Origin of the sequence: Vibrio tubiashii, assembly GCF_028551255.1 — a bacterium.
GTDB classification, from domain to species: Bacteria; Pseudomonadota; Gammaproteobacteria; order Enterobacterales; family Vibrionaceae; genus Vibrio; species Vibrio tubiashii_B.
On record NZ_CP117029.1, the window covers coordinates 3,242,216 to 3,267,737 of the forward strand.

The 25,522-nt window shown below is 47.0% G+C and carries 20 protein-coding genes, 4 tRNA genes and 2 rRNA genes; 4 read left to right on the forward strand and 22 right to left on the reverse strand.

The genetic code is table 11. The annotated features are described in order from the left end of the window. Positions 1–50 precede the first annotated feature (50 nt). The 9 genes from LYZ37_RS14980 to LYZ37_RS15020 all read right to left on the reverse strand — a co-directional run bounded on the left by LYZ37_RS14980 (position 51) and on the right by LYZ37_RS15020 (position 8,321). Positions 51–2,940 (reverse strand): 23S ribosomal RNA (locus LYZ37_RS14980). A 289-nt stretch (positions 2,941–3,229) separates the two neighbouring features. Beyond that, positions 3,230–3,305: transfer RNA gene (locus tag LYZ37_RS14985), tRNA-Val, on the reverse strand. A 13-nt stretch (positions 3,306–3,318) separates the two neighbouring features. After that, positions 3,319–3,394, reverse strand: a tRNA-Ala gene (locus LYZ37_RS14990). 14 nt (positions 3,395–3,408) lie between these two features. Continuing rightward, positions 3,409–3,484 (reverse strand) — tRNA-Lys (locus tag LYZ37_RS14995). 2 nt (positions 3,485–3,486) lie between these two features. Next, positions 3,487–3,562 (reverse strand) — tRNA-Glu (locus LYZ37_RS15000). A gap of 88 nt (positions 3,563–3,650) precedes the next feature. Then, positions 3,651–5,203: ribosomal RNA gene (locus LYZ37_RS15005) — 16S ribosomal RNA — on the reverse strand. Together the 16S and 23S rRNA genes with 4 tRNA genes alongside form the textbook arrangement of a ribosomal RNA operon. A gap of 453 nt (positions 5,204–5,656) precedes the next feature. Continuing rightward, complete coding sequence (hemG, locus tag LYZ37_RS15010) at positions 5,657–6,184, reverse strand: menaquinone-dependent protoporphyrinogen IX dehydrogenase (protein ID WP_272785988.1); 528 nt, start codon at positions 6,182–6,184, stop codon at positions 5,657–5,659. A gap of 9 nt (positions 6,185–6,193) precedes the next feature. Next, the gene (locus LYZ37_RS15015; RefSeq protein WP_004743564.1) at positions 6,194–7,651 is read right to left on the reverse strand and encodes a TrkH family potassium uptake protein; all 1,458 of its coding nucleotides are present in this window, start codon (positions 7,649–7,651) and stop codon (positions 6,194–6,196) included. 40 nt (positions 7,652–7,691) lie between these two features. Next, complete coding sequence (locus tag LYZ37_RS15020; RefSeq protein WP_272785989.1) at positions 7,692–8,321, reverse strand: YigZ family protein; 630 nt, start codon at positions 8,319–8,321, stop codon at positions 7,692–7,694. 249 nt (positions 8,322–8,570) lie between these two features. Here LYZ37_RS15020 and fadB point away from each other — a divergent pair, with 249 nt between their 5' ends. Further along, positions 8,571–10,742, forward strand: a complete 2,172-nt coding sequence (gene fadB, locus LYZ37_RS15025; RefSeq protein ID WP_272785990.1) for a fatty acid oxidation complex subunit alpha FadB — start codon at positions 8,571–8,573, stop codon at positions 10,740–10,742. A gap of 12 nt (positions 10,743–10,754) precedes the next feature. Beyond that, positions 10,755–11,930, forward strand: a complete 1,176-nt coding sequence (gene fadA / locus LYZ37_RS15030; RefSeq protein WP_272785991.1) for an acetyl-CoA C-acyltransferase FadA — start codon at positions 10,755–10,757, stop codon at positions 11,928–11,930. A gap of 45 nt (positions 11,931–11,975) precedes the next feature. Here fadA and punR read toward each other — a convergent pair whose 3' ends face one another. Beyond that, on the reverse strand, positions 11,976–12,878 hold the full coding sequence (gene punR, locus LYZ37_RS15035; RefSeq protein WP_272785992.1) for a DNA-binding transcriptional activator PunR: 903 nt from the start codon (positions 12,876–12,878) through the stop codon (positions 11,976–11,978). A 154-nt stretch (positions 12,879–13,032) separates the two neighbouring features. Between punR and punC the strand changes: the two genes are divergently transcribed. Further along, positions 13,033–14,232, forward strand: coding sequence for a purine nucleoside transporter PunC (gene punC / locus LYZ37_RS15040; RefSeq protein ID WP_272785993.1), 1,200 nt, complete (start codon positions 13,033–13,035; stop codon positions 14,230–14,232). 55 nt (positions 14,233–14,287) lie between these two features. Here the strand turns inward: punC and LYZ37_RS15045 are convergent, their stop codons facing one another. Further along, the gene (locus LYZ37_RS15045) at positions 14,288–15,064 is read right to left on the reverse strand and encodes a transporter substrate-binding domain-containing protein (protein WP_272785994.1); all 777 of its coding nucleotides are present in this window, start codon (positions 15,062–15,064) and stop codon (positions 14,288–14,290) included. Between the two features lie 91 nt (positions 15,065–15,155). Here LYZ37_RS15045 and LYZ37_RS15050 point away from each other — a divergent pair, with 91 nt between their 5' ends. After that, positions 15,156–15,896 carry an amino acid ABC transporter permease gene (locus LYZ37_RS15050; protein ID WP_272785995.1) on the forward strand — a complete coding sequence of 247 codons (741 nt, stop codon included), beginning with the start codon at positions 15,156–15,158 and terminating at the stop codon, positions 15,894–15,896. Positions 15,897–15,976: 80 nt separating this feature from the next. On the opposite strand, the gene glmU is transcribed toward LYZ37_RS15050, so the two are convergent. The 11 genes from glmU to LYZ37_RS15105 form a co-directional block, all read right to left on the reverse strand. Next, entirely contained in the window at positions 15,977–17,338 is a 1,362-nt protein-coding gene (gene glmU, locus LYZ37_RS15055; protein WP_272785996.1) for a bifunctional UDP-N-acetylglucosamine diphosphorylase/glucosamine-1-phosphate N-acetyltransferase GlmU, read from the reverse strand. 151 nt (positions 17,339–17,489) lie between these two features. Continuing rightward, positions 17,490–17,912 (reverse strand): F0F1 ATP synthase subunit epsilon, encoded by a 423-nt coding sequence (locus tag LYZ37_RS15060; RefSeq protein WP_004743573.1) that lies wholly within the window; start codon positions 17,910–17,912, stop codon positions 17,490–17,492. Between the two features lie 18 nt (positions 17,913–17,930). Beyond that, the gene (gene atpD, locus LYZ37_RS15065; protein WP_272785997.1) at positions 17,931–19,334 is read right to left on the reverse strand and encodes a F0F1 ATP synthase subunit beta; all 1,404 of its coding nucleotides are present in this window, start codon (positions 19,332–19,334) and stop codon (positions 17,931–17,933) included. A 35-nt stretch (positions 19,335–19,369) separates the two neighbouring features. Next, positions 19,370–20,236 carry a F0F1 ATP synthase subunit gamma gene (gene atpG / locus LYZ37_RS15070; protein WP_272785998.1) on the reverse strand — a complete coding sequence of 289 codons (867 nt, stop codon included), beginning with the start codon at positions 20,234–20,236 and terminating at the stop codon, positions 19,370–19,372. A 42-nt stretch (positions 20,237–20,278) separates the two neighbouring features. Further along, positions 20,279–21,820, reverse strand: a complete 1,542-nt coding sequence (atpA, locus tag LYZ37_RS15075) for a F0F1 ATP synthase subunit alpha (protein ID WP_004743576.1) — start codon at positions 21,818–21,820, stop codon at positions 20,279–20,281. Between the two features lie 13 nt (positions 21,821–21,833). Further along, on the reverse strand, positions 21,834–22,367 hold the full coding sequence (gene atpH, locus LYZ37_RS15080; protein ID WP_272785999.1) for a F0F1 ATP synthase subunit delta: 534 nt from the start codon (positions 22,365–22,367) through the stop codon (positions 21,834–21,836). A 14-nt stretch (positions 22,368–22,381) separates the two neighbouring features. Next, positions 22,382–22,852, reverse strand: a complete 471-nt coding sequence (gene atpF / locus LYZ37_RS15085; protein ID WP_004743578.1) for a F0F1 ATP synthase subunit B — start codon at positions 22,850–22,852, stop codon at positions 22,382–22,384. A 73-nt stretch (positions 22,853–22,925) separates the two neighbouring features. Further along, the gene (gene atpE, locus LYZ37_RS15090; protein ID WP_004411110.1) at positions 22,926–23,183 is read right to left on the reverse strand and encodes a F0F1 ATP synthase subunit C; all 258 of its coding nucleotides are present in this window, start codon (positions 23,181–23,183) and stop codon (positions 22,926–22,928) included. 44 nt (positions 23,184–23,227) lie between these two features. Continuing rightward, positions 23,228–24,040 (reverse strand): F0F1 ATP synthase subunit A, encoded by an 813-nt coding sequence (gene atpB, locus LYZ37_RS15095; protein ID WP_004743579.1) that lies wholly within the window; start codon positions 24,038–24,040, stop codon positions 23,228–23,230. An 8-nt stretch (positions 24,041–24,048) separates the two neighbouring features. After that, positions 24,049–24,438 (reverse strand): F0F1 ATP synthase subunit I, encoded by a 390-nt coding sequence (locus LYZ37_RS15100; protein WP_004743580.1) that lies wholly within the window; start codon positions 24,436–24,438, stop codon positions 24,049–24,051. A 187-nt stretch (positions 24,439–24,625) separates the two neighbouring features. Then, complete coding sequence (locus LYZ37_RS15105; RefSeq protein ID WP_239827208.1) at positions 24,626–25,507, reverse strand: ParB/RepB/Spo0J family partition protein; 882 nt, start codon at positions 25,505–25,507, stop codon at positions 24,626–24,628. Positions 25,508–25,522 lie beyond the last annotated feature (15 nt).

Sequence of the window (25,522 nt, forward strand, 5' to 3'; positions counted from 1 at the left end):
ACACATTCAAAGTTCTTGCTTTGAGTCCATCAAAACCCTTTGGGTGTTGTATGGTTAAGCCTCACGGGCAATTAGTACAGGTTAGCTCAACGCCTCACAACGCTTACACACCCTGCCTATCAACGTTCTAGTCTCGAACAACCCTTTAGGACCCTCAAGGGGTCAGGGAAGACTCATCTCAGGGCTCGCTTCCCGCTTAGATGCTTTCAGCGGTTATCGATTCCGAACTTAGCTACCGGGCAATGCGTCTGGCGACACAACCCGAACACCAGAGGTTCGTCCACTCCGGTCCTCTCGTACTAGGAGCAGCCCCCTTCAATCTTCCAACGCCCACGGCAGATAGGGACCGAACTGTCTCACGACGTTCTAAACCCAGCTCGCGTACCACTTTAAATGGCGAACAGCCATACCCTTGGGACCGACTTCAGCCCCAGGATGTGATGAGCCGACATCGAGGTGCCAAACACCGCCGTCGATATGAACTCTTGGGCGGTATCAGCCTGTTATCCCCGGAGTACCTTTTATCCGTTGAGCGATGGCCCTTCCATACAGAACCACCGGATCACTATGACCTGCTTTCGCACCTGCTCGAATTGTCATTCTCGCAGTCAAGCGGGCTTATGCCATTGCACTAACCTCACGATGTCCAACCGTGATTAGCCCACCTTCGTGCTCCTCCGTTACTCTTTGGGAGGAGACCGCCCCAGTCAAACTACCCACCAGGCACTGTCCTCAACCCGGATAACGGGTCTAAGTTAGAACATCAACACTACAAGGGTGGTATTTCAAGGACGGCTCCACCGATACTGGCGTACCGGTTTCAAAGCCTCCCACCTATCCTACACATGTAGGGTCAATGTTCAGTGCCAAGCTGTAGTAAAGGTTCACGGGGTCTTTCCGTCTAGCCGCGGGTACACTGCATCTTCACAGCGATTTCAATTTCACTGAGTCTCGGGTGGAGACAGCGTGGCCATCATTACGCCATTCGTGCAGGTCGGAACTTACCCGACAAGGAATTTCGCTACCTTAGGACCGTTATAGTTACGGCCGCCGTTTACCGGGGCTTCGATCAAGAGCTTCGACTTACGTCTAACCCCATCAATTAACCTTCCGGCACCGGGCAGGCGTCACACCGTATACGTCATCTTACGATTTTGCACAGTGCTGTGTTTTTAATAAACAGTTGCAGCCACCTGGTATCTGCGACTCTCAATAGCTCCATCCGCAAGGGACTTCACCGTCAAGAGCGTACCTTCTCCCGAAGTTACGGTACCATTTTGCCTAGTTCCTTCACCCGAGTTCTCTCAAGCGCCTTGGTATTCTCTACCCGACCACCTGTGTCGGTTTGGGGTACGATTCCTTACAATCTGAAGCTTAGAGGCTTTTCCTGGAAGCATGGCATCAATGACTTCACATCCGTAGATGCTCGACATCGTGTCTCAGCCTTAAAGAGAGCCGGATTTACCTAACTCTCAAGCCTACGCACTTGAACCTGGACAACCGTCGCCAGGCCCACCTAGCCTTCTCCGTCCCCCCATCGCAATTGTAAGAAGTACGGGAATATTAACCCGTTTCCCATCGACTACGCCTTTCGGCCTCGCCTTAGGGGTCGACTTACCCTGCCCCGATTAACGTTGGACAGGAACCCTTGGTCTTCCGGCGAGGAGGTTTTTCACCCCCTTTATCGTTACTCATGTCAGCATTCGCACTTCTGATACCTCCAGCAAGCTTTACAACTCACCTTCAACGGCTTACAGAACGCTCCCCTACCCAATACAATAAATTGCATTGCCGCAGCTTCGGTTTATAGCTTAGCCCCGTTACATCTTCCGCGCAGGCCGACTCGACTAGTGAGCTATTACGCTTTCTTTAAATGATGGCTGCTTCTAAGCCAACATCCTAGCTGTCTAAGCCTTCCCACATCGTTTCCCACTTAGCTATAATTTGGGACCTTAGCTGGCGGTCTGGGTTGTTTCCCTCTCCACGACGGACGTTAGCACCCGCCGTGTGTCTCCCGGATAGTACTTACTGGTATTCGGAGTTTGCAAAGGGTTGGTAAGTCGGGATGACCCCCTAGCCTTAACAGTGCTCTACCCCCAGTAGTATTCGTCCGAGGCTCTACCTAAATAGATTTCGGGGAGAACCAGCTATCTCCAGGTTTGATTGGCCTTTCACCCCTAGCCACAAGTCATCCGCTAATTTTTCAACATTAGTCGGTTCGGTCCTCCAGTTGATGTTACTCAACCTTCAACCTGCCCATGGCTAGATCACCTGGTTTCGGGTCTATATCCAGCAACTCGACGCCCAGTTAAGACTCGATTTCTCTACGGCTCCCCTAGATGGTTAACCTTGCTACTGAATATAAGTCGCTGACCCATTATACAAAAGGTACGCAGTCACACCACGAAGGTGCTCCTACTGCTTGTACGTACACGGTTTCAGGTTCTATTTCACTCCCCTCACAGGGGTTCTTTTCGCCTTTCCCTCACGGTACTGGTTCACTATCGGTCAGTCAGTAGTATTTAGCCTTGGAGGATGGTCCCCCCATATTCAGACAGGATATCACGTGTCCCGCCCTACTCGATTTCACTGATGATGAGATGTCGGTTACGGGGCTATCACCCTGTATCGCGGCACTTTCCAGAGCCTTCACCTGTCTCATTAAAAGCTTAAGGGCTAGTCCAATTTCGCTCGCCGCTACTTTCGGAATCTCGGTTGATTTCTTTTCCTCGGGGTACTTAGATGTTTCAGTTCCCCCGGTTCGCCCTGTTAACCTATGTATTCAGTTAACAGTAACTGCTTATGCAGTTGGGTTTCCCCATTCAGAAATCCCAGACTCAAATGGTTGTTACTACCTAATCTGGGCTTATCGCAAGTTACTACGTCTTTCATCGCCTCTGACTGCCAAGGCATCCACCGTGTACGCTTAGTCACTTAACCATACAACCCCAAAGGGTCTCTGTTTAAACAACCAAAGTTGTCTGCATTTTTATACATGTGCAGACACGATTTTGCCGGACTCAAATTTCCAAGAACACTTGAATGTGTGTTGGTACCTAATTCATAGAATTAGGATTTGAGAACTTTTAATTTGAATAACAACGCATCTCAAAGAGATGGGGATTGTTGTTATTCGTCAGCTTTCCAAATTGTTAAAGAGCTAGTTTTTCAAGCAATAAAGCTTTTGAAACCATTTTTAAATATTCTCTATCGAGAAAACACTTAAAGATGGTGGGCGATACCGGGCTCGAACCAGTGACCCCCTGCTTGTAAGGCAGGTGCTCTCCCAACTGAGCTAATCGCCCATCGAATCAAGAATGGTGGAGCTAAGCAGGATCGAACTGCTGACCTCCTGCGTGCAAGGCAGGCGCTCTCCCAGCTGAGCTATAGCCCCATATCTTGAGAAAATGGTGGGTCGTGCAGGATTCGAACCTGCGACCAATTGATTAAAAGTCAACTGCTCTACCAACTGAGCTAACGACCCAATGGTATCCCGTAGGGGAGTCGAACCCCTGTTACCGCCGTGAAAGGGCGGTGTCCTAGGCCTCTAGACGAACGGGACACTAAGTTGAACATCTTGGGGGATGTTCTATCTCTTAAACTACATAAACCATCAATCTGTGTGAACACTCATCGCAATAATCATCGTATAAGGAGGTGATCCAGCCCCAGGTTCCCCTAGGGCTACCTTGTTACGACTTCACCCCAGTCATGAACCACAAAGTGGTGAGCGTCCTCCCGAAGGTTAAACTACCCACTTCTTTTGCAGCCCACTCCCATGGTGTGACGGGCGGTGTGTACAAGGCCCGGGAACGTATTCACCGTGGCATTCTGATCCACGATTACTAGCGATTCCGACTTCACGGAGTCGAGTTGCAGACTCCGATCCGGACTACGACGCACTTTTTGGGATTCGCTCACTTTCGCAAGTTGGCCGCCCTCTGTATGCGCCATTGTAGCACGTGTGTAGCCCTACTCGTAAGGGCCATGATGACTTGACGTCGTCCCCACCTTCCTCCGGTTTATCACCGGCAGTCTCCCTGGAGTTCCCGACATTACTCGCTGGCAAACAAGGATAAGGGTTGCGCTCGTTGCGGGACTTAACCCAACATTTCACAACACGAGCTGACGACAGCCATGCAGCACCTGTCTCAGAGTTCCCGAAGGCACCAATCCATCTCTGGAAAGTTCTCTGGATGTCAAGAGTAGGTAAGGTTCTTCGCGTTGCATCGAATTAAACCACATGCTCCACCGCTTGTGCGGGCCCCCGTCAATTCATTTGAGTTTTAATCTTGCGACCGTACTCCCCAGGCGGTCTACTTAACGCGTTAGCTCCGAAAGCCACGGCTCAAGGCCACAACCTCCAAGTAGACATCGTTTACGGCGTGGACTACCAGGGTATCTAATCCTGTTTGCTCCCCACGCTTTCGCATCTGAGTGTCAGTATCTGTCCAGGGGGCCGCCTTCGCCACCGGTATTCCTTCAGATCTCTACGCATTTCACCGCTACACCTGAAATTCTACCCCCCTCTACAGTACTCTAGTCTGCCAGTTTCAAATGCAATTCCGAGGTTGAGCCCCGGGCTTTCACATCTGACTTAACAAACCACCTGCATGCGCTTTACGCCCAGTAATTCCGATTAACGCTCGCACCCTCCGTATTACCGCGGCTGCTGGCACGGAGTTAGCCGGTGCTTCTTCTGCAGCTAACGTCAAATGATAGTGCTATTAACACTACCACCTTCCTCACTGCTGAAAGTACTTTACAACCCGAAGGCCTTCTTCATACACGCGGCATGGCTGCATCAGGCTTGCGCCCATTGTGCAATATTCCCCACTGCTGCCTCCCGTAGGAGTCTGGACCGTGTCTCAGTTCCAGTGTGGCTGATCATCCTCTCAGACCAGCTAGGGATCGTCGCCTTGGTGAGCCCTTACCTCACCAACTAGCTAATCCCACCTGGGCATATCCTGACGCGAGAGGCCCGAAGGTCCCCCTCTTTGAGCCGAAGCTATTATGCGGTATTAGCCATCGTTTCCAATGGTTATCCCCCACATCAGGGCAATTTCCCAGGCATTACTCACCCGTCCGCCGCTCGACGCCGTTAACGTTCCCCGAAGGTTCAGTTAACTCGTTTCCGCTCGACTTGCATGTGTTAGGCCTGCCGCCAGCGTTCAATCTGAGCCATGATCAAACTCTTCAATTTAAGATTTTGTTCGGCTCAATGAATACTGAACATTACATAAAGTAATGTTTGAATTGACTGTGCTGAGTCTTTCGACTCGTTGGTCACTTCGTTTCATTGAAACCTAAATTGATACCGAAGTATCTATTTGGATTATCATCAACGAGTGCCCACACAGATTGATAGGTTTATATTGTTAAAGAACTTTCCGACTGAGCTTCGCTCAAATCGGACGGCCATTTTAGCGAGATAAAGTTTAGTGTCAACCACTTTTTTCAAACTTTTTTCAAGCGTTTCCGCTTGGCTAATTGACTTTGCTAACTGGGCTCTCGTTTCTTTCGAAGCGTTGCCGTGTCAGCGAGGGGGAATTATAGAGATCGAAAGATTCTTGGCAAGCCCTTTTTTCAGTTTTTTCTAACTTTTTTATTGTTCGATTAAATTTCGATCTAAAAGCCTTATAAGTGAGCCTTTTCTTTACATATCTTTAAACTTATTGGCGAATAGAGTCACTTTTTCCCAGTTGGTGTACTCTACCTCTTTACTTGTATCTGTCTCTCCTCCCGTCATACTCATAATGAATTTAATCATTGTTCTATCGAACCAGTTATAACGTGGGTAATAGAGAGCACCAGCAAAGACACCGATTAGTTGTGGCTGCCAAGGCGACTTTTTGAGAAATGTCTTTATATAAGCACTACCTTCAGGCGTATCCTTTCCTTGGTCTTCTTTACGTGCCGTCAAGTTCACACAGAAGAAGGCTACTTTACTCTGCTGTAATGAAGACAGGTTACGCTCAATAAACTGATAGAGCTTTTTGTTAAGGTGACCATAACGAATAGAGGCGCCAATAAGCACTCGCTCATATTGGCTGAAATCCACCGTGTCTATGGCGTGCAGGTCGAGCAGTTCACAATCATATTCAGGCAGCTCTGTCTGAATATGGCTAAATATCTTTTTAGTTTGACCTTCACGGCTTGAATAGAGAAATAGCGCCTTTGCCACATCGTCTCCTTAGCTACGCCAGAACGTCGGCGTAAGTAGTATAAGTAGAGTAAAGATTTCCAGTCGTCCAAATAGCATCGAAACAATCAGAACCCATTTCGCCTTGTCATTCACATCACCAAAGTGAAGTGCCACTTCACCAAGACCCGGACCTAAGTTGTTGAGTGTCGCCGCAACGGCAGAGAAAGCACTTAGCTCATCCATTCCAGTCGCAATCAGACCTAACATGCAGACAACAAAAACCAGAGCATAGGCAGAGAAGAATCCCCACACCGCATCGACAACTCGCTGAGGAAGAGAACTTCCGCCGACTTTGATCGTATACACAGCACGCGGGTGTACCAAGCGCTTAAGTTCACGCACACCTTGCAGTGTCAGTAATAAAATACGGATGACTTTCATACCACCACCGGTAGAACCCGCACATCCACCAATAAAGGAGGAGAAAAGCAATAGCACGGGTAAGAATAGTGGCCACTCAGCAAAGCCTGTCGTTGTGAAGCCTGCTGTGGTCGAAATAGAAACCGTTTGGAAAAGAGCCTGATCAAAGGCGTCATATACCGAGTTATATGAGTGGTGGTTTAATAAAACTAGGAAACAAACCACAAACAGTAAGACCTGAATAAAGATAAAGGCTCTAAACTCAGGGTCCTTCCAATAGTACTTAGGATGCACACCACCAGAGGCAAAGGCTGCAAAGTGAAGTGAGTAGTTACATGCCGAGATCAAAAGGAACACAACAGTAATCATATTGATCGCGTAACTGTCGAAATGTCCCATACTCGCATCATGGGTAGAGAAACCACCGATGGCGATTGTCGAGAAGCTATGGCTTATTGCATCAAACGGTGTCATCCCCGCAAGCCAAAAAGAAGCAGCACAAGCAATGGTTAGACTTAAATAGATATACCACAGCGCTTTCGCTGTTTCGGCGATACGCGGCGTCATCTTGGTGTCTTTTACTGGCCCCGGAATTTCAGCTCGATAAAGCTGCATACCACCGATACCTAATACCGGTAAGATCGCAACGGCAAGTACGATGATACCCATACCGCCAAACCATTGTAGGAACTGACGATAAAACAAGATTGCTTTGGGCAAGTCATCAAGACCAACAATGACCGTAGCTCCGGTCGTGGTTAAAGCAGAAAAAGACTCAAAGAAAGCGTCTGTGACAGAAACATTGGGATTGTCAGCGATGAGAAATGGCAGTGAACCTGCACTTCCGAGTACCGTCCAAAACAAAACGACAATCAGAAAACCATCACGAGCTTTTAATTCATGTTTATGGCGTCGGTTTGGAAACCAACACACGGTTCCGCAAAACAGCAGAACGAAAAAGGTGGTGACAAAAGGAACACCTGCACCGTCTCGATAGATAAGCGCCACTAAAGCAGGAGCTAGCATAGAGAGACTAAAAAGAGCGAGCAAAAGCCCGACGATGCGAATAATGGATCGAAATTGCATGGTTAGATTGATTTATGAAGCGTAGCTTCCGACTTCCTAATTATCTTTGTTGTTTGTCCAACGAGGTAACCTGTACCTTGGCGCCACTCTTATTAATAATGGTTTGAGTAAAGTCACTCACTTGACGAAGTTCAATCTCGATAACCATTTTAACCAACTCACTATACTCAGCACTGACTTCTTGAGCTCCGAACTGAGGAAATAGAGACTGTGCAATTGGCATAAACCCATAGTCTAACTCTAGTAGTAGTTTTGTGGTTATTTTTTTCTCAATTGTTTGAAGCGACTTGAGAGCTTGCTGTACCCCACCACCATATGCTTTAACCAATCCACCGGTTCCCAGCTTGATACCACCAGAGTAGCGAGTCACCACAGCAGTAATTTCACCCACTCCCGAACCTGATAATTGCGCCAATATAGGTTTCCCAGCGGTTCCTGATGGCTCACCATCATCGCTAAAGCCCCATTGCATTGAATCTTCAGGTCTACCAGCAACAAATCCCCAGCAATTATGTCGCGCATCTGAGTGTTTGTTTTTTATCTGCTCAACAAACGCTTTAGCTAAGTCAATTGATGGAGTATGCGCAAGGTAAGTAATAAAGACGCTTTTCTTTATTTCCTCTTCAAACTGAGTGGGTTGTGCGGGTATTAAATACGGCAGGTCATTCATGGCTGTGGTTCGTGTTATGTCTTGCTCGCAGTGTATCACGAGAGCGAATTTAACGTCGCCTAAGATCTGTTCGAGCGCACAATGTTAAACACTTGTTTAAAAAATGTATTGAATTTAACCAACAGCAAGTCCAAACTAAAACTACTGGTCTAACCAGAATAACTATAACACCACTTTCCTTTACAGCGGTTGTAACTCAACCAACCGCTGTACACGCAATCCGAAGATTGTATGTCATGGAGATAGACAATGATTTACCAAGCCGAAACCCTACAGGTAAAGGAATTACAAGACGGAATCGCTGAGCTCAGCTTCTGTGCACCAGCGTCTGTTAACAAGCTCGACCTCGCTACTCTTGAGTCTCTGGATAAGGCTCTTGACGCGCTAAAAGCTCACAGCTCTCTCAAAGGCTTACTGCTTACTTCAGATAAAGAGGCGTTTATTGTTGGCGCTGACATTACTGAGTTTCTGGGCCTATTTGCCAAATCAGAGCAAGAGCTAGATCAATGGCTTCAATTTGCTAACAGCATCTTTAATAAGCTTGAGGACCTACCCGTACCGACACTTTCTGTTTTAAAAGGCCACACTCTAGGTGGTGGATGTGAGTGTGTACTTGCTACTGACATGCGTATTGGTGACAAAACCACCAGCATAGGCTTACCAGAGACTAAACTCGGAATCATGCCAGGCTTTGGGGGTTGTGTTCGCTTACCGCGTGTTATCGGTGCCGACAGCGCGATGGAAGTCATTACACAAGGCAAAGCTTGCCGAGCGGATGAAGCACTTAAAATCGGTCTACTAGACGCTATTGTCGAGACAGATGCTCTGTACGAGTCAGCGATTAAGACTCTAACCCAAGCGATCAATGAGAAGCTGGATTGGAAAGAACGACGTAAACAAAAAACATCGCCACTTTCACTTAGCAAGCTTGAATCTATGATGAGCTTTACGATGGCAAAAGGCTTGGTCGCTCAGAAGGCTGGCCCTCACTATCCTGCGCCAATGACAGCAGTAGTGACTATCGAGGAAGGTGCTCGTTTTGCTCGCAATGAAGCGCTTGATGTTGAACGCAAACATTTTGTTAAGCTAGCGAAATCAGAAGAAGCCAAGTCTCTAGTTGGTCTATTCCTTAATGATCAATATATTAAAGGGCTAGCTAAAAAAGCGGCTAAGTCTGCCAGCAAAGACACTCAACGCGCCGCAGTGTTAGGTGCAGGTATCATGGGTGGCGGTATTGCTTACCAGTCAGCACTTAAAGGTGTGCCTGTCTTAATGAAAGATATCGCCCAAGCGTCGCTAGATTTAGGTATGACTGAAGCCTCAAAACTGCTTAACAAGCGACTATCTCGCGGTCGCATTGATGGCTTTAAGATGGCGGGTATCCTAGCCTCTATCACTCCAAGTCTTCATTACGCAGGCATCGAAGAGACCGATGTTATCGTTGAAGCAGTAGTTGAAAACCCGAAAGTGAAAGCGGCAGTACTCAGTGAAGTCGAGCAACAAGTGGGTGACGAAACCGTCATTACCTCAAATACATCGACTATCCCGATCAATCTGCTGGCTAAATCACTCAAGCGACCAGAAAATTTCTGTGGTATGCATTTCTTCAACCCAGTACACCGCATGCCTTTAGTCGAGATCATCCGTGGTGAACACACCTCAGATGAAACCATCAACCGCGTTGTCGCTTACGCTGCGAAAATGGGTAAATCACCAATCGTCGTGAATGACTGTCCGGGATTCTTCGTCAACCGCGTACTCTTCCCTTACTTTGGTGGCTTCAGCATGTTGCTACGTGACGGTGCTGATTTCACTAAGATCGACAAAGTAATGGAACGTAAGTTTGGCTGGCCAATGGGACCTGCCTATCTGCTAGATGTAGTCGGCATTGATACCGCTCACCATGCCCAAGCGGTAATGGCTCAAGGCTTCCCGGAGCGTATGGGCAAACAAGGTCGTGATGCGATTGATGCCCTATTTGAAGCAGACAAATATGGTCAGAAGAATGGTAGCGGCTTCTATAGCTACGCTTTGGATAGAAAAGGCAAACCTAAGAAGACATTCAGTGAAGATATTCTGCCAGTACTCGCCGACGTGTGTGCTGAGAAACAAGAGTTCGATGATCAAACCATCATCCAACGAATGATGATTCCGATGATCAATGAAGTTGTCTTGTGTCTGCAAGAAAACATCATCGCTTCTCCTCAAGAAGCCGATATGGCTTTAGTTTATGGTCTGGGCTTCCCTCCATTCCGAGGTGGCGTTTTCCGTTACTTAGATAGCGTAGGTATTGCCGAGTTTGTCGCAATGGCGAACCAATACTCAGATCTAGGTGCTACGTACCAAGTTCCACAATTGCTGATTGATATGGCTGAAAAAGGCCAAACCTTTTACGGTGCTCAGCAACAAGGTTCTATCTAAGGAGATTCCCAAATGACTAATCAAACTAAAAACGTTGTCGTAGTAGATTGTCTACGTACACCGATGGGACGCTCTAAAGGTGGAGCTTTCCGTCATACTCGCGCAGAAGATCTTTCTGCTCACTTAATGAAAGGCATTCTTGCGCGTAACCCTCAGGTTAACCCAAGCGAGATTGAAGATATCTACTGGGGCTGTGTACAGCAAACGTTAGAACAAGGCTTTAACGTTGCGCGTAATGCAGCACTGCTTGCAGGCTTGCCAATTGAAATTGGAGCAGTAACTGTCAACCGCCTATGTGGTTCATCAATGCAGGCGCTGCATGATGGCACACGCGCAATCATGACTGGTGATGCGGAGATTTGCCTCATTGGTGGTGTTGAGCACATGGGACATGTTCCTATGAACCACGGTGTGGATTTCCACCCAGGCATGTCGAAAAACGTTGCTAAAGCCGCAGGTATGATGGGCTTAACTGCAGAAATGCTTGGTAAACTGCACGGTATCAGCCGTGAGCAACAAGATGAATTTGCTGCGCGTTCCCATGCTCGTGCTCATGCCGCTACCATTGAAGGCCGCTTTAAAAACGAGATTCTTCCAATTGAGGGCCACGCAGCGGACGGCACCCTATTCACACTAGATCACGATGAAGTGATTCGTCCGGAAACTTCAGTAGAAGGTCTATCTCAGCTTCGTCCGGTATTTGACCCAGCAAACGGAACCGTCACCGCGGGTACATCTTCTGCGCTATCTGATGGTGCATCAGCCATGCTGATCATGAGCGAAGACAAAGCCAATGAACTTGGTTTGCCAATCCGCGCGCGCATCAAAGGTATGGCTATTGCGGGTTGCGATCCATCTATCATGGGTTACGGCCCTGTACCAGCAACGCAGAAAGCACTCAAACGCGCAGGTCTCTCTATCGAAGATATGGATGTGGTAGAGCTAAATGAAGCCTTTGCGGCTCAATCTTTACCTTGTGCTAAAGATCTAGGTTTGCTGGAAGTAATGGATGAGAAGGTTAACCTTAACGGTGGTGCCATCGCTCTTGGTCACCCACTGGGTTGCTCTGGTTCTCGTATCTCGACCACACTGATTAACCTGATGGAAGCCAAAGATGCCAAATATGGTCTAGCCACCATGTGTATCGGTTTAGGTCAGGGGATCGCAACCGTCTTTGAACGCCCTTAAGCGGTTATCAAGTAAAGCAACGCCAGCATTATGCTGGCGTTTTCTTTAGTGCTTTAACCAGTCGTGATGGAGCTGATTGGAAGAGCCTAAGTAATCCACCATCCACTGAATGAGCTTGTGGTTATCATCTTTGCGCCAGACTAAACAACATTGGCTGATCGGCTTTTCATCTGGCAGCATCTTCTCCACCAGCACCCCATCAAGAATTAACGGCATCGCAATGTGCCTAGGCATATAGCCAACCCCGACGCCATTTTTGAGACACTCAATTGCACTGTACCAATTGGGCAGCAACAAACGCCGCTGCTGCGGATAATGCCCTGTATGACGCTTGGGCAACACGCTAGAGGTATCATCCAAGCAGATTGCCGGATACTGACTGACAAACTCTTCAGTTAGATTTTGTTGGCGGACACAAGGATGCGCTGGCGACATCACAAATGCCCAGTCTAAAACCCCCATATCTCTCACTTCAAAATCACCGCCAACAGGAATCGCAGACGTCGCTCCAATCACAATATCCGCTCGCTCTTGTGCTATCGCCTCCCACGAGCCGTTAAACACTTCCATATTGATCTGCAGCTCAGCGAACTCAAATTCACGGTAAAAGTCTTCCACTAGCGGCTTAAGCTTATCTAGCTTGACCACATTGTCTAATGTCAGCTTGAGTGTTGATTGCCAGCCTTGAGCAGCACGTTTGGTTTGCGCCTTAAGATCTTCCATCTGTCTCAGCAGTAATCGAGCTTCAGCAATAAACAGTTCGCCTGCGGGTGTCAGCTCTACTTTCCTTGGCAGACGGCGAAACAAGATCACGTCCAACTCTTGCTCGACCTGACGTACGCCATAACTGATTGCTGAAGGGACTTTATGCAGCACCTCAGCCGCAGCGGTAAAACTTCCCAAGCGGGCAACGGTATCTAACATCTCAAGCGATGATTTTGAATACATAACGTACAACCGTTCAATTTTTTTGATTGATAACCAATAATTTTAACGTTTTATTTTCGGAAAATCGAAAAATAGAATGGCGGGGTAAATAAATCAGGGTTGGCGCCAACTGATACTGAGTAAATAATGATTAAATAATTTGATTGGTTGAATCATGAAAATTTCAAAACTACAGCTTGTTTATCTCGCAGCCCTTTCGATGCTCGGCTTTATTGCCACCGACATGTACTTACCTGCATTCAAAGCGATGGAAGTCGACTTTGCGACAGGCCCTGAACAAATTGCTCTTTCTCTGACTGTCTTTCTTGTGGGGATGGCTTTTGGTCAGTTGATGTGGGGCTTAGCCTCCGATAAGTTTGGCCACCGCAATACCTTAGCGGCCGGCTTGGTGACTTTCACCATCGCATCATTTGGCTTGGCGTTTAGCGATCAAGTCTGGCAGCTACTGACTCTGCGCTTTGTGCAAGCGATCGGTGTTTGTGCACCTGCAGTGATCTGGCAAGCAATGGTGATCAAACGCCACTCCAGTAATAGCCAACAGATCTTTGCTACGATCATGCCTTTAGTAGCATTGTCTCCGGCACTTGCGCCACAACTAGGTGTGCTATTGGCAGATAACTTTGGCTGGCACAGTATTTTTGTCGCTCTGACACTAATAGGGGTGCTACTCGTTATCGCCACCATGACACAGAAGAATGAAAAGGCCGAGGTCAAGCAAACCAGCATGTCGGCAGATATTAAGGCACTGCTAGGTTCTAAAACCTACTTAGGTAATGTGTTTATGTTCGCCACGGCATCAGCGGCATTCTTTGCTTACCTAACCGGCATGCCAGAGATCATGTCGCAGCTAGGATATCAAGCGAAAGATATTGGTTTGAGCTTTATTCCACAGACTATCGCCTTTATGGCAGGTGGCTACTTAGGTAAAGTCGGCGTGCGTAAATATGGTGATGAGAAAGTTCTGCGCCAGCTGATCGGGCTATTCAGTGTCGCTTCTCTACTGATATTTATCGCCTCTCAGTGGCAGCTAACGTCAATCTGGCCAATTCTTGCTCCGTTCTGTTTGATTGCGGTAGCCAACGGTGCCCTTTACCCAATCGTTGTTAACCGCGCATTAGCCAGTGCACAGCAAAGTCCAGCAACTGCAGCAGGATTACAGAATAGCCTACAGATCTGTGTCAGCAGCCTAGCCAGTGCGTTAGTCGCCGCGATGGCAAGTCAGGCTCAACTGGTGACAGGTATTGCGATTGTGATTTGTATGGGCGGAATGTGGATTGGCTACGTAGTGTCTAATCGTGAGTTGTCTCAACACTTCACAGCACCAGACAATTCAAGAGTCGTCGGTGATGAATAAATAGACAAAGAGCCGCATTTGCGGCTCTTCTAGTTTCAGTCAGATAAGTAAGCAGTTACAAACTTTTCAGACCCCATTTTTCAGCGGTCTTTTTAAAGAAGCCTTGAGTTTTCTTCAGCTCCACCCAGTGATTCAGGTAATTAATCCAAACCTGATCATCTTGTGGTAGTAGCATCGCGATTGGCGTCGGCTTACGTGGCTCTTTAACCGGAACAATGGCCAATTGCTTAAACTTCTCCACCAGCGTTGCCGCCTCTACGTTTGAAGTCACCGAGACATCGGCTCTGCGTGCCAGTAACTCTTGGAAGTCACGCGCTGGCGCTTCAATAACCACATGTTGCGCTGATGGGAAAAACTCTTTGACCATCTTTTCTTGTACCGTACCTAACGTTGCCGCCACTTTTACTTCCGCTTTATCAAAGTCACTCCAGTCAGAAAACTTGTCTAAATCCTTTTTCTGCACCACAGGAACAAATGCTAAATAGAAGTAAGGCTGACTGTAGCCCGCTACCTTAGCGCGTGACATGTTAAGCGAAGCGCTGCCAGTAATGTCGTACTTATTGGCCGTCACCCCATTGACCAGTGTTTTCCAATCGGTTGCGACGTATTCGACTTTCACCCCAAGATCTTTAGCTAACTCAGTTGTTACATCAATATCAAAACCCCGGTAGCTATTGGTAGCCGGATCCTTCATTGTCATCGGGTTCCAATCCCCAGTTGTACCTACACGTAGCACCCCTTTATCGAGGATTTGATGTAAACGACTGGTTTCAGCCATCACCTGACCTACTGACAATAAGCACAATCCAAGTGCTAAAATATACTTGTTCATTATATCTTCCCTAAAGTTATTACGAATTAAGCCCGTTCATTGCTAACATAGCAGCATCAAATGGATTTTTTTAGTCAATACAAGGTGTAATGTGACTTCTCGTTATCTATTGCTTGGTTCACTGTTACTTCTCACTGGCTGTTCGGATTACCAGTGGGGTTGGTACGTACTCGACCCAACAACCGATCAAGGCCGAACCAACGTAATCTTTCTACTTGCCGGGTTTAGCGACACAATTCAAGTCTCTCTGCTGAGTATGTTGTTTGCCATGACGCTCGGGCTCATTATCGCGTTGCCTGCGCTTTCACCGCTGAAGTATCTGCGTGCTATCAACCGAACCTATGTAGAAAGTGTGCGTTCTGTGCCAGTGCTCGTGTTACTTCTGTGGGTTTATTATGGAATGCCTACTTTATTGGATATCTCGCTCGATCATTTCTGGGCGGGGGTCATTGCACTGACCATCGCGGAAAGTGCCTTTATGGCAGAAGTATTTCGCGGTGGGATTCAAGCTATCAGTCGCGGCCAACATGAAGCAGCAGAGTCGCTAGGTTTGAACTATTGGCAGAAGATGCGCTTAGTAATTTTACCGCAAGCATTTCGACAAATCTTACCGCCATTGGGTAACCAATTCGTCTATATTCTCAAAATGAGTTCACTGGTCAGTGTGATTGGATTGAGTGACCTAACCCGTCGTGCCAACGAGCTAGTGGTTAATGAGTACTTACCTTTAGAGATCTATACCTTCTTAGTTTTAGAATATTTAGTGCTGATTCTTTTCGTCTCTCAAGCCGTTCGTTGGTTAGAAAAGCGTATCGCGATTCCTAGCCATTAAATCGCTTTGCAACTAACTAGAGACAACAAAGCCGCTCATCATGAGCGGCTTTGTTACGTTATTATTGGTAGTAAAAGCGATTACTTTTGTTTTACTGGGCGCTGCCAACCTGAAATCTTACGCTCTTTAGCGCGAGTGATGACTAACTCACCTTCAGCGACATCTTTGGTCAAAGTCGTTCCTGCACCAATTGTCGCACCATCAGCGATAGTCACTGGCGCCACCAGCTGACTGTCAGAGCCAACAAAAACATCGTTGCCGATGGTTGTTTTAAACTTGTTTGCGCCATCATAGTTACAAGTGATTACACCCGCCCCTACATTGGTGCGCTGACCGATCTCGGCATCACCTAAATAAGTCAGGTGATTGGCTTTAGAACCCTCACCAAGGCGAGCATTTTTCACTTCAACGAAGTTACCGACGTGAGAGTCATTACGCATCTCTGCACCAGGGCGCAGACGAGTAAATGGACCCACGGTACACTCTTCACCGACCGTCGCACCTTCAATCACACTGTACGGACGAATAACCGTATTATCGTCTATTTCACAATCTTTAAGTACACAACCAGTACCAATCACGACGTTATCACCGAGCGATACTTTACCTTCGATAATAACATTGGCGTCAATTTCACAATCCATTCCGCACTGCAATTCACCACGTAGATCGAAACGTGCAGGATCGCGCAGCATTACGCCTTGCTCTAGTAGCTTTTGTGCTTGCATTGACTGGAACGCACGCTCTAGACGCGCCAACTGAGCGCGGTCGTTAACCCCTTCCACCTCAATTGGGTTTACTGGATGAACTGCCTCTACCGCTCGGCCTTCATCATGGGCAGCAGCGATAACATCGGTTAAGTAGTACTCACCTTGAGCATTGTCGTTGTTTAGACCAGACAACCAACGTTTCAGATCACCGCCAGTGGCAACCATTACACCTGTATTGATCTCTTTAATCAGCTTCTGCTCTTCTGTCGCGTCTTTTTGCTCAACAATCGCAACAACAGGGCCGTTCTTACGCACGATACGTCCGTAGCCCATAGGGTTATCTAGCACCACGGTAAGCAGCGCGATACCGCCTGTTGGCTGGGCATCGAGTAAGCTTTCAATCGTCTCTTCAGAGATCAGTGGTACATCGCCATAAAGCACTAAGATCTTTTCATCATCTTCAAATTGTGGTGCAGCTTGATCCACTGCGTGACCCGTACCAAGCTGATCCGCTTGCAACACCCAACTTACCGACTCACTGCTTAGTTCAGCTTGCATTTGATCGCCACCATGGCCGTACACCAAATGGATGTTCTGCGCGCCTAATCCATTACATGTATCAATCACATGTTTCACCATCGGCTTACCCGCAAGCGTATGCAGAACCTTAGGTTTATTGGAGTACATGCGAGTCCCTTTGCCCGCCGCCAGAATCACTGCGCTAAACTTCATTGAGTTACCCATTTGAACTTGTATTAAAACTGAGAGGTATTCTAGACACTAATCGTTGATTAGTTAATTGACTAAGAAAAATTTCCGTTAAAAATTAAGCAAAAAGGCGGTCTTACGACCGCCTTTATCACTTTTAAAACAGTGTCGCGAATTAGCGACGCTGTTTCGTCAGCTCGATAACTCGTAGCTGAGCAATGGCTTTAGCCAGTTCACTGGCCGCTTGAGCGAAGTCCATATCGCCGTGCTGATTGTGGATACTCTCCTCAGCGCGACGTTTAGCTTCCTCTGCCTTAGCTGCGTCTAGCTCTTCACCACGGATAGCCGTATCAGCCAGTACAGTCGCTGTACCCGGCTGAACTTCTATCATACCACCAGAAACATAGATAATTTCTTCGTGGCCGTGCTGTTTAACAATACGCACCATACCAGGCTTGATAGCGGTCAGCAGCGGTGTGTGGCCATGGAAAATACCAAGCTCACCTTCGCTACCGGTCACCTGGAACGTTTCAACTAGGCCTGAGAAGATTTTCTTCTCCGCACTAACAACGTCTAGGTGAAAGGTTATTGCTGCCATATCGCCTCCTAGTTAGCCTTATAGCTTCTTCGCATTCTCTATAGCATCGTCAATCGTACCGCAGTACATGAACGCTTGCTCTGGAATGTCATCGTAATCACCAGCTAGTAGACCTTTGAAGCCACGTAGAGTCTCTTTAAGAGGTACGTAAACACCTGGGTCGCCAGTAAATACTTCCGCTACGTGGTAAGGCTGAGTTAGGAAACGCTCAATCTTACGTGCACGAGATACAACTTGCTTATCTTCTTCAGATAGCTCGTCCATACCTAGAATCGCAATGATATCTTTCAGCTCTTTGTAGCGCTGAAGTGTCTGCTGAACGCCACGAGCGATGTCGTAGTGCTCTTGACCTACTACTAGTGGGTCTAGCTGACGAGAAGTCGAATCTAGCGGGTCGATCGCTGGGTATAGACCCATAGCTGCGATGTTACGGTTAAGTACAACCGTTGCATCTAAGTGCGCGAACGTTGTTGCTGGAGAAGGGTCAGTCAAGTCATCCGCTGGTACGTATACCGCCTGTACAGACGTGATAGAACCTGCTTTAGTTGACGTGATACGCTCCTGAAGAACACCCATCTCTTCTGCTAGTGTAGGCTGGTAACCTACCGCAGAAGGCATACGGCCTAGAAGTGCTGATACCTCAGTACCTGCTAGCGTGTAACGGTAGATGTTATCAACGAACAGTAGAACGTCACGACCTTCGTCACGGAAGCGCTCTGCCATTGTTAGACCAGTCAGTGCAACACGTAGACGGTTGCCTGGTGGCTCGTTCATCTGACCGTAAACCATTGCTACTTTCGATTCTTCTGGTTTCTCAACGTTTACAACGCCAGCTTCCTGCATTTCGAAGTAGAAGTCGTTACCCTCACGAGTACGCTCACCAACACCTGCGAATACTGAAAGACCAGAGTGTTGTAGTGCGATGTTGTTGATAAGTTCCATCATGTTAACGGTCTTACCTACACCTGCACCACCGAATAGACCGATTTTACCACCCTTAGCGAATGGACAAACTAGGTCGATTACTTTAACACCAGTTTCTAGTAGAGCAGTTTCGTTTGATTGCTCTTCGTAGCTTGGTGCTTCACGGTGGATAGAGTAAGTCTCTTCCGCACCGATTTCACCACACTCATCAATCGCATCACCAAGTACGTTCATGATACGACCAAGGGTCTTAGTACCTACTGGTACTGAAATTGGAGCGCCAGTATTTACAACTTCAACTCCACGACGTAAACCATCAGAGCTACCCATAACGATACAACGAACTACGCCACCGCCTAGCTGTTGTTGAACCTCAAGAACTAGACGCTCTTTTGATTCAGTAACGTTTAGAGCGTCATATACACTAGGTACTTCGCTCTGTGGGAACTCTACGTCGACTACCGCACCGATGATCTGTACGATCTTACCTGTAGCCATCGTTAATCCTCTAAACTATTTCGTTTTACCTAAGCTTAAACCGCTGCTGCACCTGAAACGATTTCTGATAGTTCTTGTGTAATCGCTGCCTGACGGGCTTTGTTGTACACAAGTTCTAAGTCATCAATCAGGTTGCTCGCATTATCAGTTGCAGCTTTCATTGCAATCATTCGAGCCGCTTGCTCACAAGCAAGGTTCTCAACCACACCTTGGTATACTTGAGATTCCACATAACGCACTAGAAGTGTATCTAGTAGCGCTTTTGGTTCTGGCTCGTAGATGTAGTCCCACTGGTGGGTACGCTGCATCTCTTCGCTGTCCGATTTAGGCAAAGGTAGTAATTGATCGATCGTTGGTTGTTGAACCATAGTGTTCACAAACTTGTTGCTCACCACATATAGGCGGTCCAATTCACCTTCATCGTATTTCTTCAGCATAACGCTGACAGAACCGATTAGGTCTTCAAGGCTTGGCTTATCGCCTAGACCTGAAACCTGAGCAGCCACTTTTGCACCGCTGTTGTTAAAGAAAGCTGTTGCTTTTGAACCGATCAACGCCAGTTCAACTTCAGCACCTTTCTCTTTCCAGCTTTGCATGTCTGTCACAGCTTTTTTGAACACGTTAATGTTCAAGCCGCCACAGAGGCCACGGTCTGTTGAAACGATGATGTAACCAACACGCTTAGCTTCACGCTCTTCTAGGTATGGATGACGATACTCTAGACTTGCGTTTGCTACGTGACCGATCACTTTACGTATTGTTTCAGCGTATGGACGAGAAGCTTCCATTGCGTCTTGAGAGCGACGCATTTTTGAAGCTGCTACCATTTCCATTGCTTTCGTAATCTTCTGAGTGCTTTTAACACTACCGATTTTATTACGTATCTCTTTTGCGCCGGCCATCGTTACTCTCCATTAGTTGGTGACATTACTGCCACCGACCTATTACCAAGTTTGGGTTGCTACGAAGTCGTCAGTCAGCTTCTTCAGCTGTGCTTCAACTTCATCGTTGTATGCACCCGTCTTGTCGATCTCAGCTGCAAATTCAGCGTATTGACCGCGAGCATACGATAGTAGAGCCGCTTCGAAATCTAGCAGTTTGCTTAATTCAACATCTGCTAGGTAGCCGCGCTCTGCCGCAAAGATAACTAGAGCTTGGTCAAATACAGACATTGGAGCGTACTGCTTCTGCTTCATTAGTTCTGTAACTTTCTGACCGTGGTCTAGCTGTTTCTTTGTCGCTTCATCAAGGTCAGACGAGAACTGTGCGAAAGCCGCTAGTTCACGGTACTGAGCTAGTGCAGTACGGATACCGCCTGATAGCTTCTTGATGATTTTCGTCTGTGCAGAACCACCAACACGAGATACTGAGATACCTGGGTCAACCGCTGGGCGAACACCCGCGTTGAATAGCTCAGTCTGTAGGAAGATCTGACCGTCAGTAATCGAGATTACGTTTGTCGGTACGAATGCTGAAACGTCACCAGCTTGAGTTTCGATGATAGGTAGTGCAGTCAAAGAACCTGTCTTACCTTTCACTTCACCATTAGTGAACTTCTCTACGTACTCTTCGCTTACACGAGCTGCACGCTCTAGTAGACGTGAGTGGAGGTAGAAAACATCACCTGGGAATGCTTCACGACCTGGTGGACGTTTTAGTAGTAGAGAGATCTGACGGTAAGCTACCGCTTGCTTAGATAGATCATCATAAACAATCAGTGCGTCTTCACCGCGATCACGGAAGTATTCACCCATCGCACAACCTGCGTATGGCGCTAGGTATTGTAGCGCTGCAGATTCAGAAGCAGATGCAACAACAACGATAGTGTTAGCTAGCGCGCCGTGCTCTTCTAGTTTGCGAACTACGTTAGCGATAGTCGATGCTTTCTGACCGATAGCTACGTAGATTGAGAAAATACCAGAGTCTTTCTGGTTGATGATTGCATCGATCGCCATTGCTGTTTTACCAGTCTGACGGTCACCGATTACAAGCTCACGCTGACCACGACCGATTGGGATCATTGAGTCAACAGATTTGTAACCAGTTTGCACAGGTTGATCTACCGATTTACGGTCGATTACACCTGGTGCAATCACTTCTACAGGCGAAGACAGTTTCGCTTCGATTGGACCTTTACCATCAATTGGCTCACCTAGTGTGTTTACAACACGACCAAGCATTTCAGGACCAACTGGTACTTCAAGAATACGACCAGTACCTGTAACTTTCATGCCTTCCTTAAGGTCAGCATATGGGCCCATTACAACCGCACCAACCGAGTCACGCTCAAGGTTAAGTGCTAGTGCATAACGGCCACCCGGTAATTCAATCATTTCACCTTGCATCACGTCCGCTAGGCCGTGAATGCGAATGATACCATCGCTTACCGATACGATAGTACCTTCGTTGCGAGCTTCACTAACAACTTCGAAAGATTCGATACGTTGTTTGATTAGATCGCTAATTTCCGTGGAATTAAGTTGCATGCTCCAATCCCCATTAAGACTGCAATGCATCGCTCAGGCGGCTTAAACGGCCACGTGCTGAGTTATCGATGACTAAGTCTCCGGCTCTAATAATAACCCCACCAAGTAGGGCCTCATCTACGCTGCAATTCAGCTGGACTTTGCGTTCAAGACGCGTTTCAAGTTTGCTGCTGATGTCTGCTTTTTGCTGTTCTGAAAGTTCAGTCGCTGAAGTCACTTCAACGCTGATTTCCTTCTCATGTTCTTGTTTAAGAAGCAAGAACTCAGCACATACATCAGGAAGAGCCAATAATCGGCCATTCTCCGCCATCACCTTAATCAGGTTTTGGCCAAACTCATCAACTTGTTCGCCACAAACCGCAACAAATACTTCTGCAAGTTTGTCTGCAGACATTGAGCTAGTTAATAACTCATGTACTTGTTCGTTGTTGGCGACTTCCGCGGCAAAAGACAACATTTGACCCCATTGGTCTAGTTGGCCTTTTTCTACAGCAAAGTCGAATGCTGCTTTAGCATAGGGGCGTGCGATAGTAGTCATATCAGCCATGTGCGCCCCCAGACTTAAAGTTTTGCAGTAATGTTGTCGAGAAGATCTTTGTGCGCGTCTTTATCGATAGAGCGCTCTAGGATTTTCTCAGCACCAGCTAAAGCCAGAGTTGCAACTTGTTTGCGCAGTTCATCGCGCGCACGGTTGCGTTCTGCTTCAAGTTCAGCTTCTGCTTGCGCAAGGATTTTCTGGCGTTCTGCCTGAGCTTCCTCACGAGCTTCGTCTAGAATTTGAGCCTTACGCTTGTTCGCTTGCTCAATGACCTCAGTTGCTGTGCGCTTCGCTTCTTTCAATTGAGAAGAAGCGTTAGCTTGAGCTAGATTCAAGTCTTTCTCAGCACGTTCTGCCGCATGAAGGCCGTCAGCAATTTTCTTCTGACGTTCTTCGATTGCGTTCATGATTGGCGGCCATACATACTTCATGCAGAACCACACAAACAGAGCGAACGAGATTGCTTGACCCAGCAGAGTTGCGTTCATATTCACAACAGCTACCCCTCTTTAATTGGACTTAGTGTTAATCAATGACAAACCAATGTTTGTCTCTGAAAAGCAATGATTAACCAGCTAGTTGACCAACGAATGGGTTTGCGAAAGTAAATAGTAGAGCGATTACGATACCGATCATTGGAACCGCATCTAGTAGACCAGCGATGATGAACATCTTAACTTGTAGCATAGGAGCCATTTCTGGTTGACGCGCAGCACCTTCTAGGAACTTACCACCTAGGATTGCGAAGCCGATTGCAGTACCTACTGCACATAGACCAACGATGATTGCTACTGCGATTGCTGAAAAGCTCAGTACAGTTTCCATTACTATCTCCAAATATACTTTTTGACTAATAAGAGTTTAAAAAATTAGTGATCACTGTCTTCGTGTGCCATCGACATATAAACAATCGTAAGCATCATAAACACGAAGGCCTGAATCGTAATAACCAAGATATGGAAGATTGCCCACGGTAGTGAACCCATCCATTGTAAATACCATGGTAACATTGCCGCACAAAGAATGAATACAACCTCACCCGCGAACATGTTACCAAATAGACGCATACCAAGTGATAGAGGCTTCGCAAGTAGCGATACCACTTCAATCAGTAGGTTAAACGGAATCATGATTGGGTGATTAAATGGATGTAAAGCAAGTTCTTTGGCGAATCCACCTAGACCTTTTACTTTGATGCTGTAGTAAATCATCAGAGCAAACACGCCTAGAGCCATAGCCATGGTGATATTAACATCAGCTGACGGTACAACCTTAAGGTAAGGAATACCAAGCCAATGCTCTGCTGGGTAAGGTAAGAAATCGATAGGAACTAAGTCCATCACGTTCATCAAAAATACCCAACAAAAGATAGTTAGTGCTAGAGGGGCAATCAATGGGTTGCGTCCATGGAACGTATCTTTGACGTTTTCCGCGACAAATTCTACGATCATTTCAACAGCACACTGAAGCTTACCTGGTACACCCGCTGTTGTTCTCTTCGCTACTTTGTAGAAAATTCCTAAGAAAATTAAACCAGTAAACCAAGAAAAAAACAGGCTATCGATATGTACGTTCCAGAAACTTGTCTCCTCCGCTACCAAGCCTAGCTTTGCTAAAGATAGGTTTGATAAGTGGTGGGCAATGTATCCGGACGATGTTAGCGCTTCACCTGGCGCAGCCATAACTCATCCTATTTTTTGTTGTTAATGAATAGCGCTGGCGCAAAGATATTAATCCCTAATACCAGCAAATAGGTTAGTTTGAGGGGAACGAGTTCCACCTGCATATACATGTAAGCAACAGAGAAGAGAGCCACAGTAATGAGGATCTTTAGTGCCACTCCGGTGTAGAAAGACGCAGCAACCATTTTTGCTGCACGAGCCCCTACAAACAGAAAAGCACACAAGGCAAATACAGCATTGGCGACAACAAATATGCTCCCTCCAATTAGTGCTGAGATTCCCCATTCAGTATTGACGGCTATCGCCATACCCGCTGCCACTAACGCAACCGCGCTCGCCTCGATCATTAACAATTGCTTTGCAAGCGCTCGTCCTGGTCTAGCTAACGCAGCTACCATGTATTCGTACCTCTAGTAAAATCCACAGCTTTACTACCTCAGGGCTGGGAAATTGGCGAAAATTATACGGTGAGTCGAACTGATTGCAATTAAAACACCGCAAAAAGTTACAATTTTGTTTACAAGCCGACAACTTCCGCACAAAAATTCGATTTTTACATATATTGATTGAGATCAATTATCTCATTTAGCTCTCAAGCTTGGCAATTAACTGCTCTAATTTGTGAGGCTCATCAAGACTAATCGTCACTTTCGACTTGCCGTTGTCAGCGCGCACAATTGCAACTTTAGCCCCAAGCATTTCACTCAATTTTTGTGACATTTGTTGTGCTTCAGCGTCTTGAACCTCATTTTTGGGTTCAGATTGTGGCTGGAGACACTTTTTCACTAACTGCTCGGTCTGACGAACGGTCATTTTCTTTTTGGCGACCTGCTGAGCAATCTCAACCTGTTGCTCACCTTCAAGAGCCAACAGAGCTCTAGCATGCCCCATATCAAGCAGATTGCCGGAAACTAAACTTTTCACGTCATCTTCTAGCTGATTTAGACGCAATAAGTTACTTACCGCCGCGCGAGACTTACCAATCACATCAGCAACCTGCTGATGAGTCAGACTAAACTCTTCTTGCAGACGATCGAGAGCAACCGCTTCTTCGATCACATTAAGATCTTCGCGCTGAATGTTCTCGATCAATGCCATAGCGATCGCTGCACGATCTTCGACATTCTTCACCACGCATGGCACTTGCTTAAGACCCGCTTTACGAGCCGCACGCCAGCGACGCTCACCGGCGATGATTTCAAATTTGTCACCATCAACCTGTCTCACTACGATAGGCTGAATAATCCCTTGAGATTCAATCGAAGCGGCAAGCTCTTCTAGCGCTTCAGGTTCCATCTCTTTGCGCGGCTGGTAAACACCCGGCTTTAAGCTGTTAATATTTAAATCGGTGAGACTACCATCCGATGACAGTTCTTGGCTGTGCAGTGCACTTTGCTGTTTTTCACGCGCTAGTGAACTGGTTGAAAGCAGGGCATCAAGCCCTTTACCTAAACCACGCTTAGACATGAGACGGAATTCCTT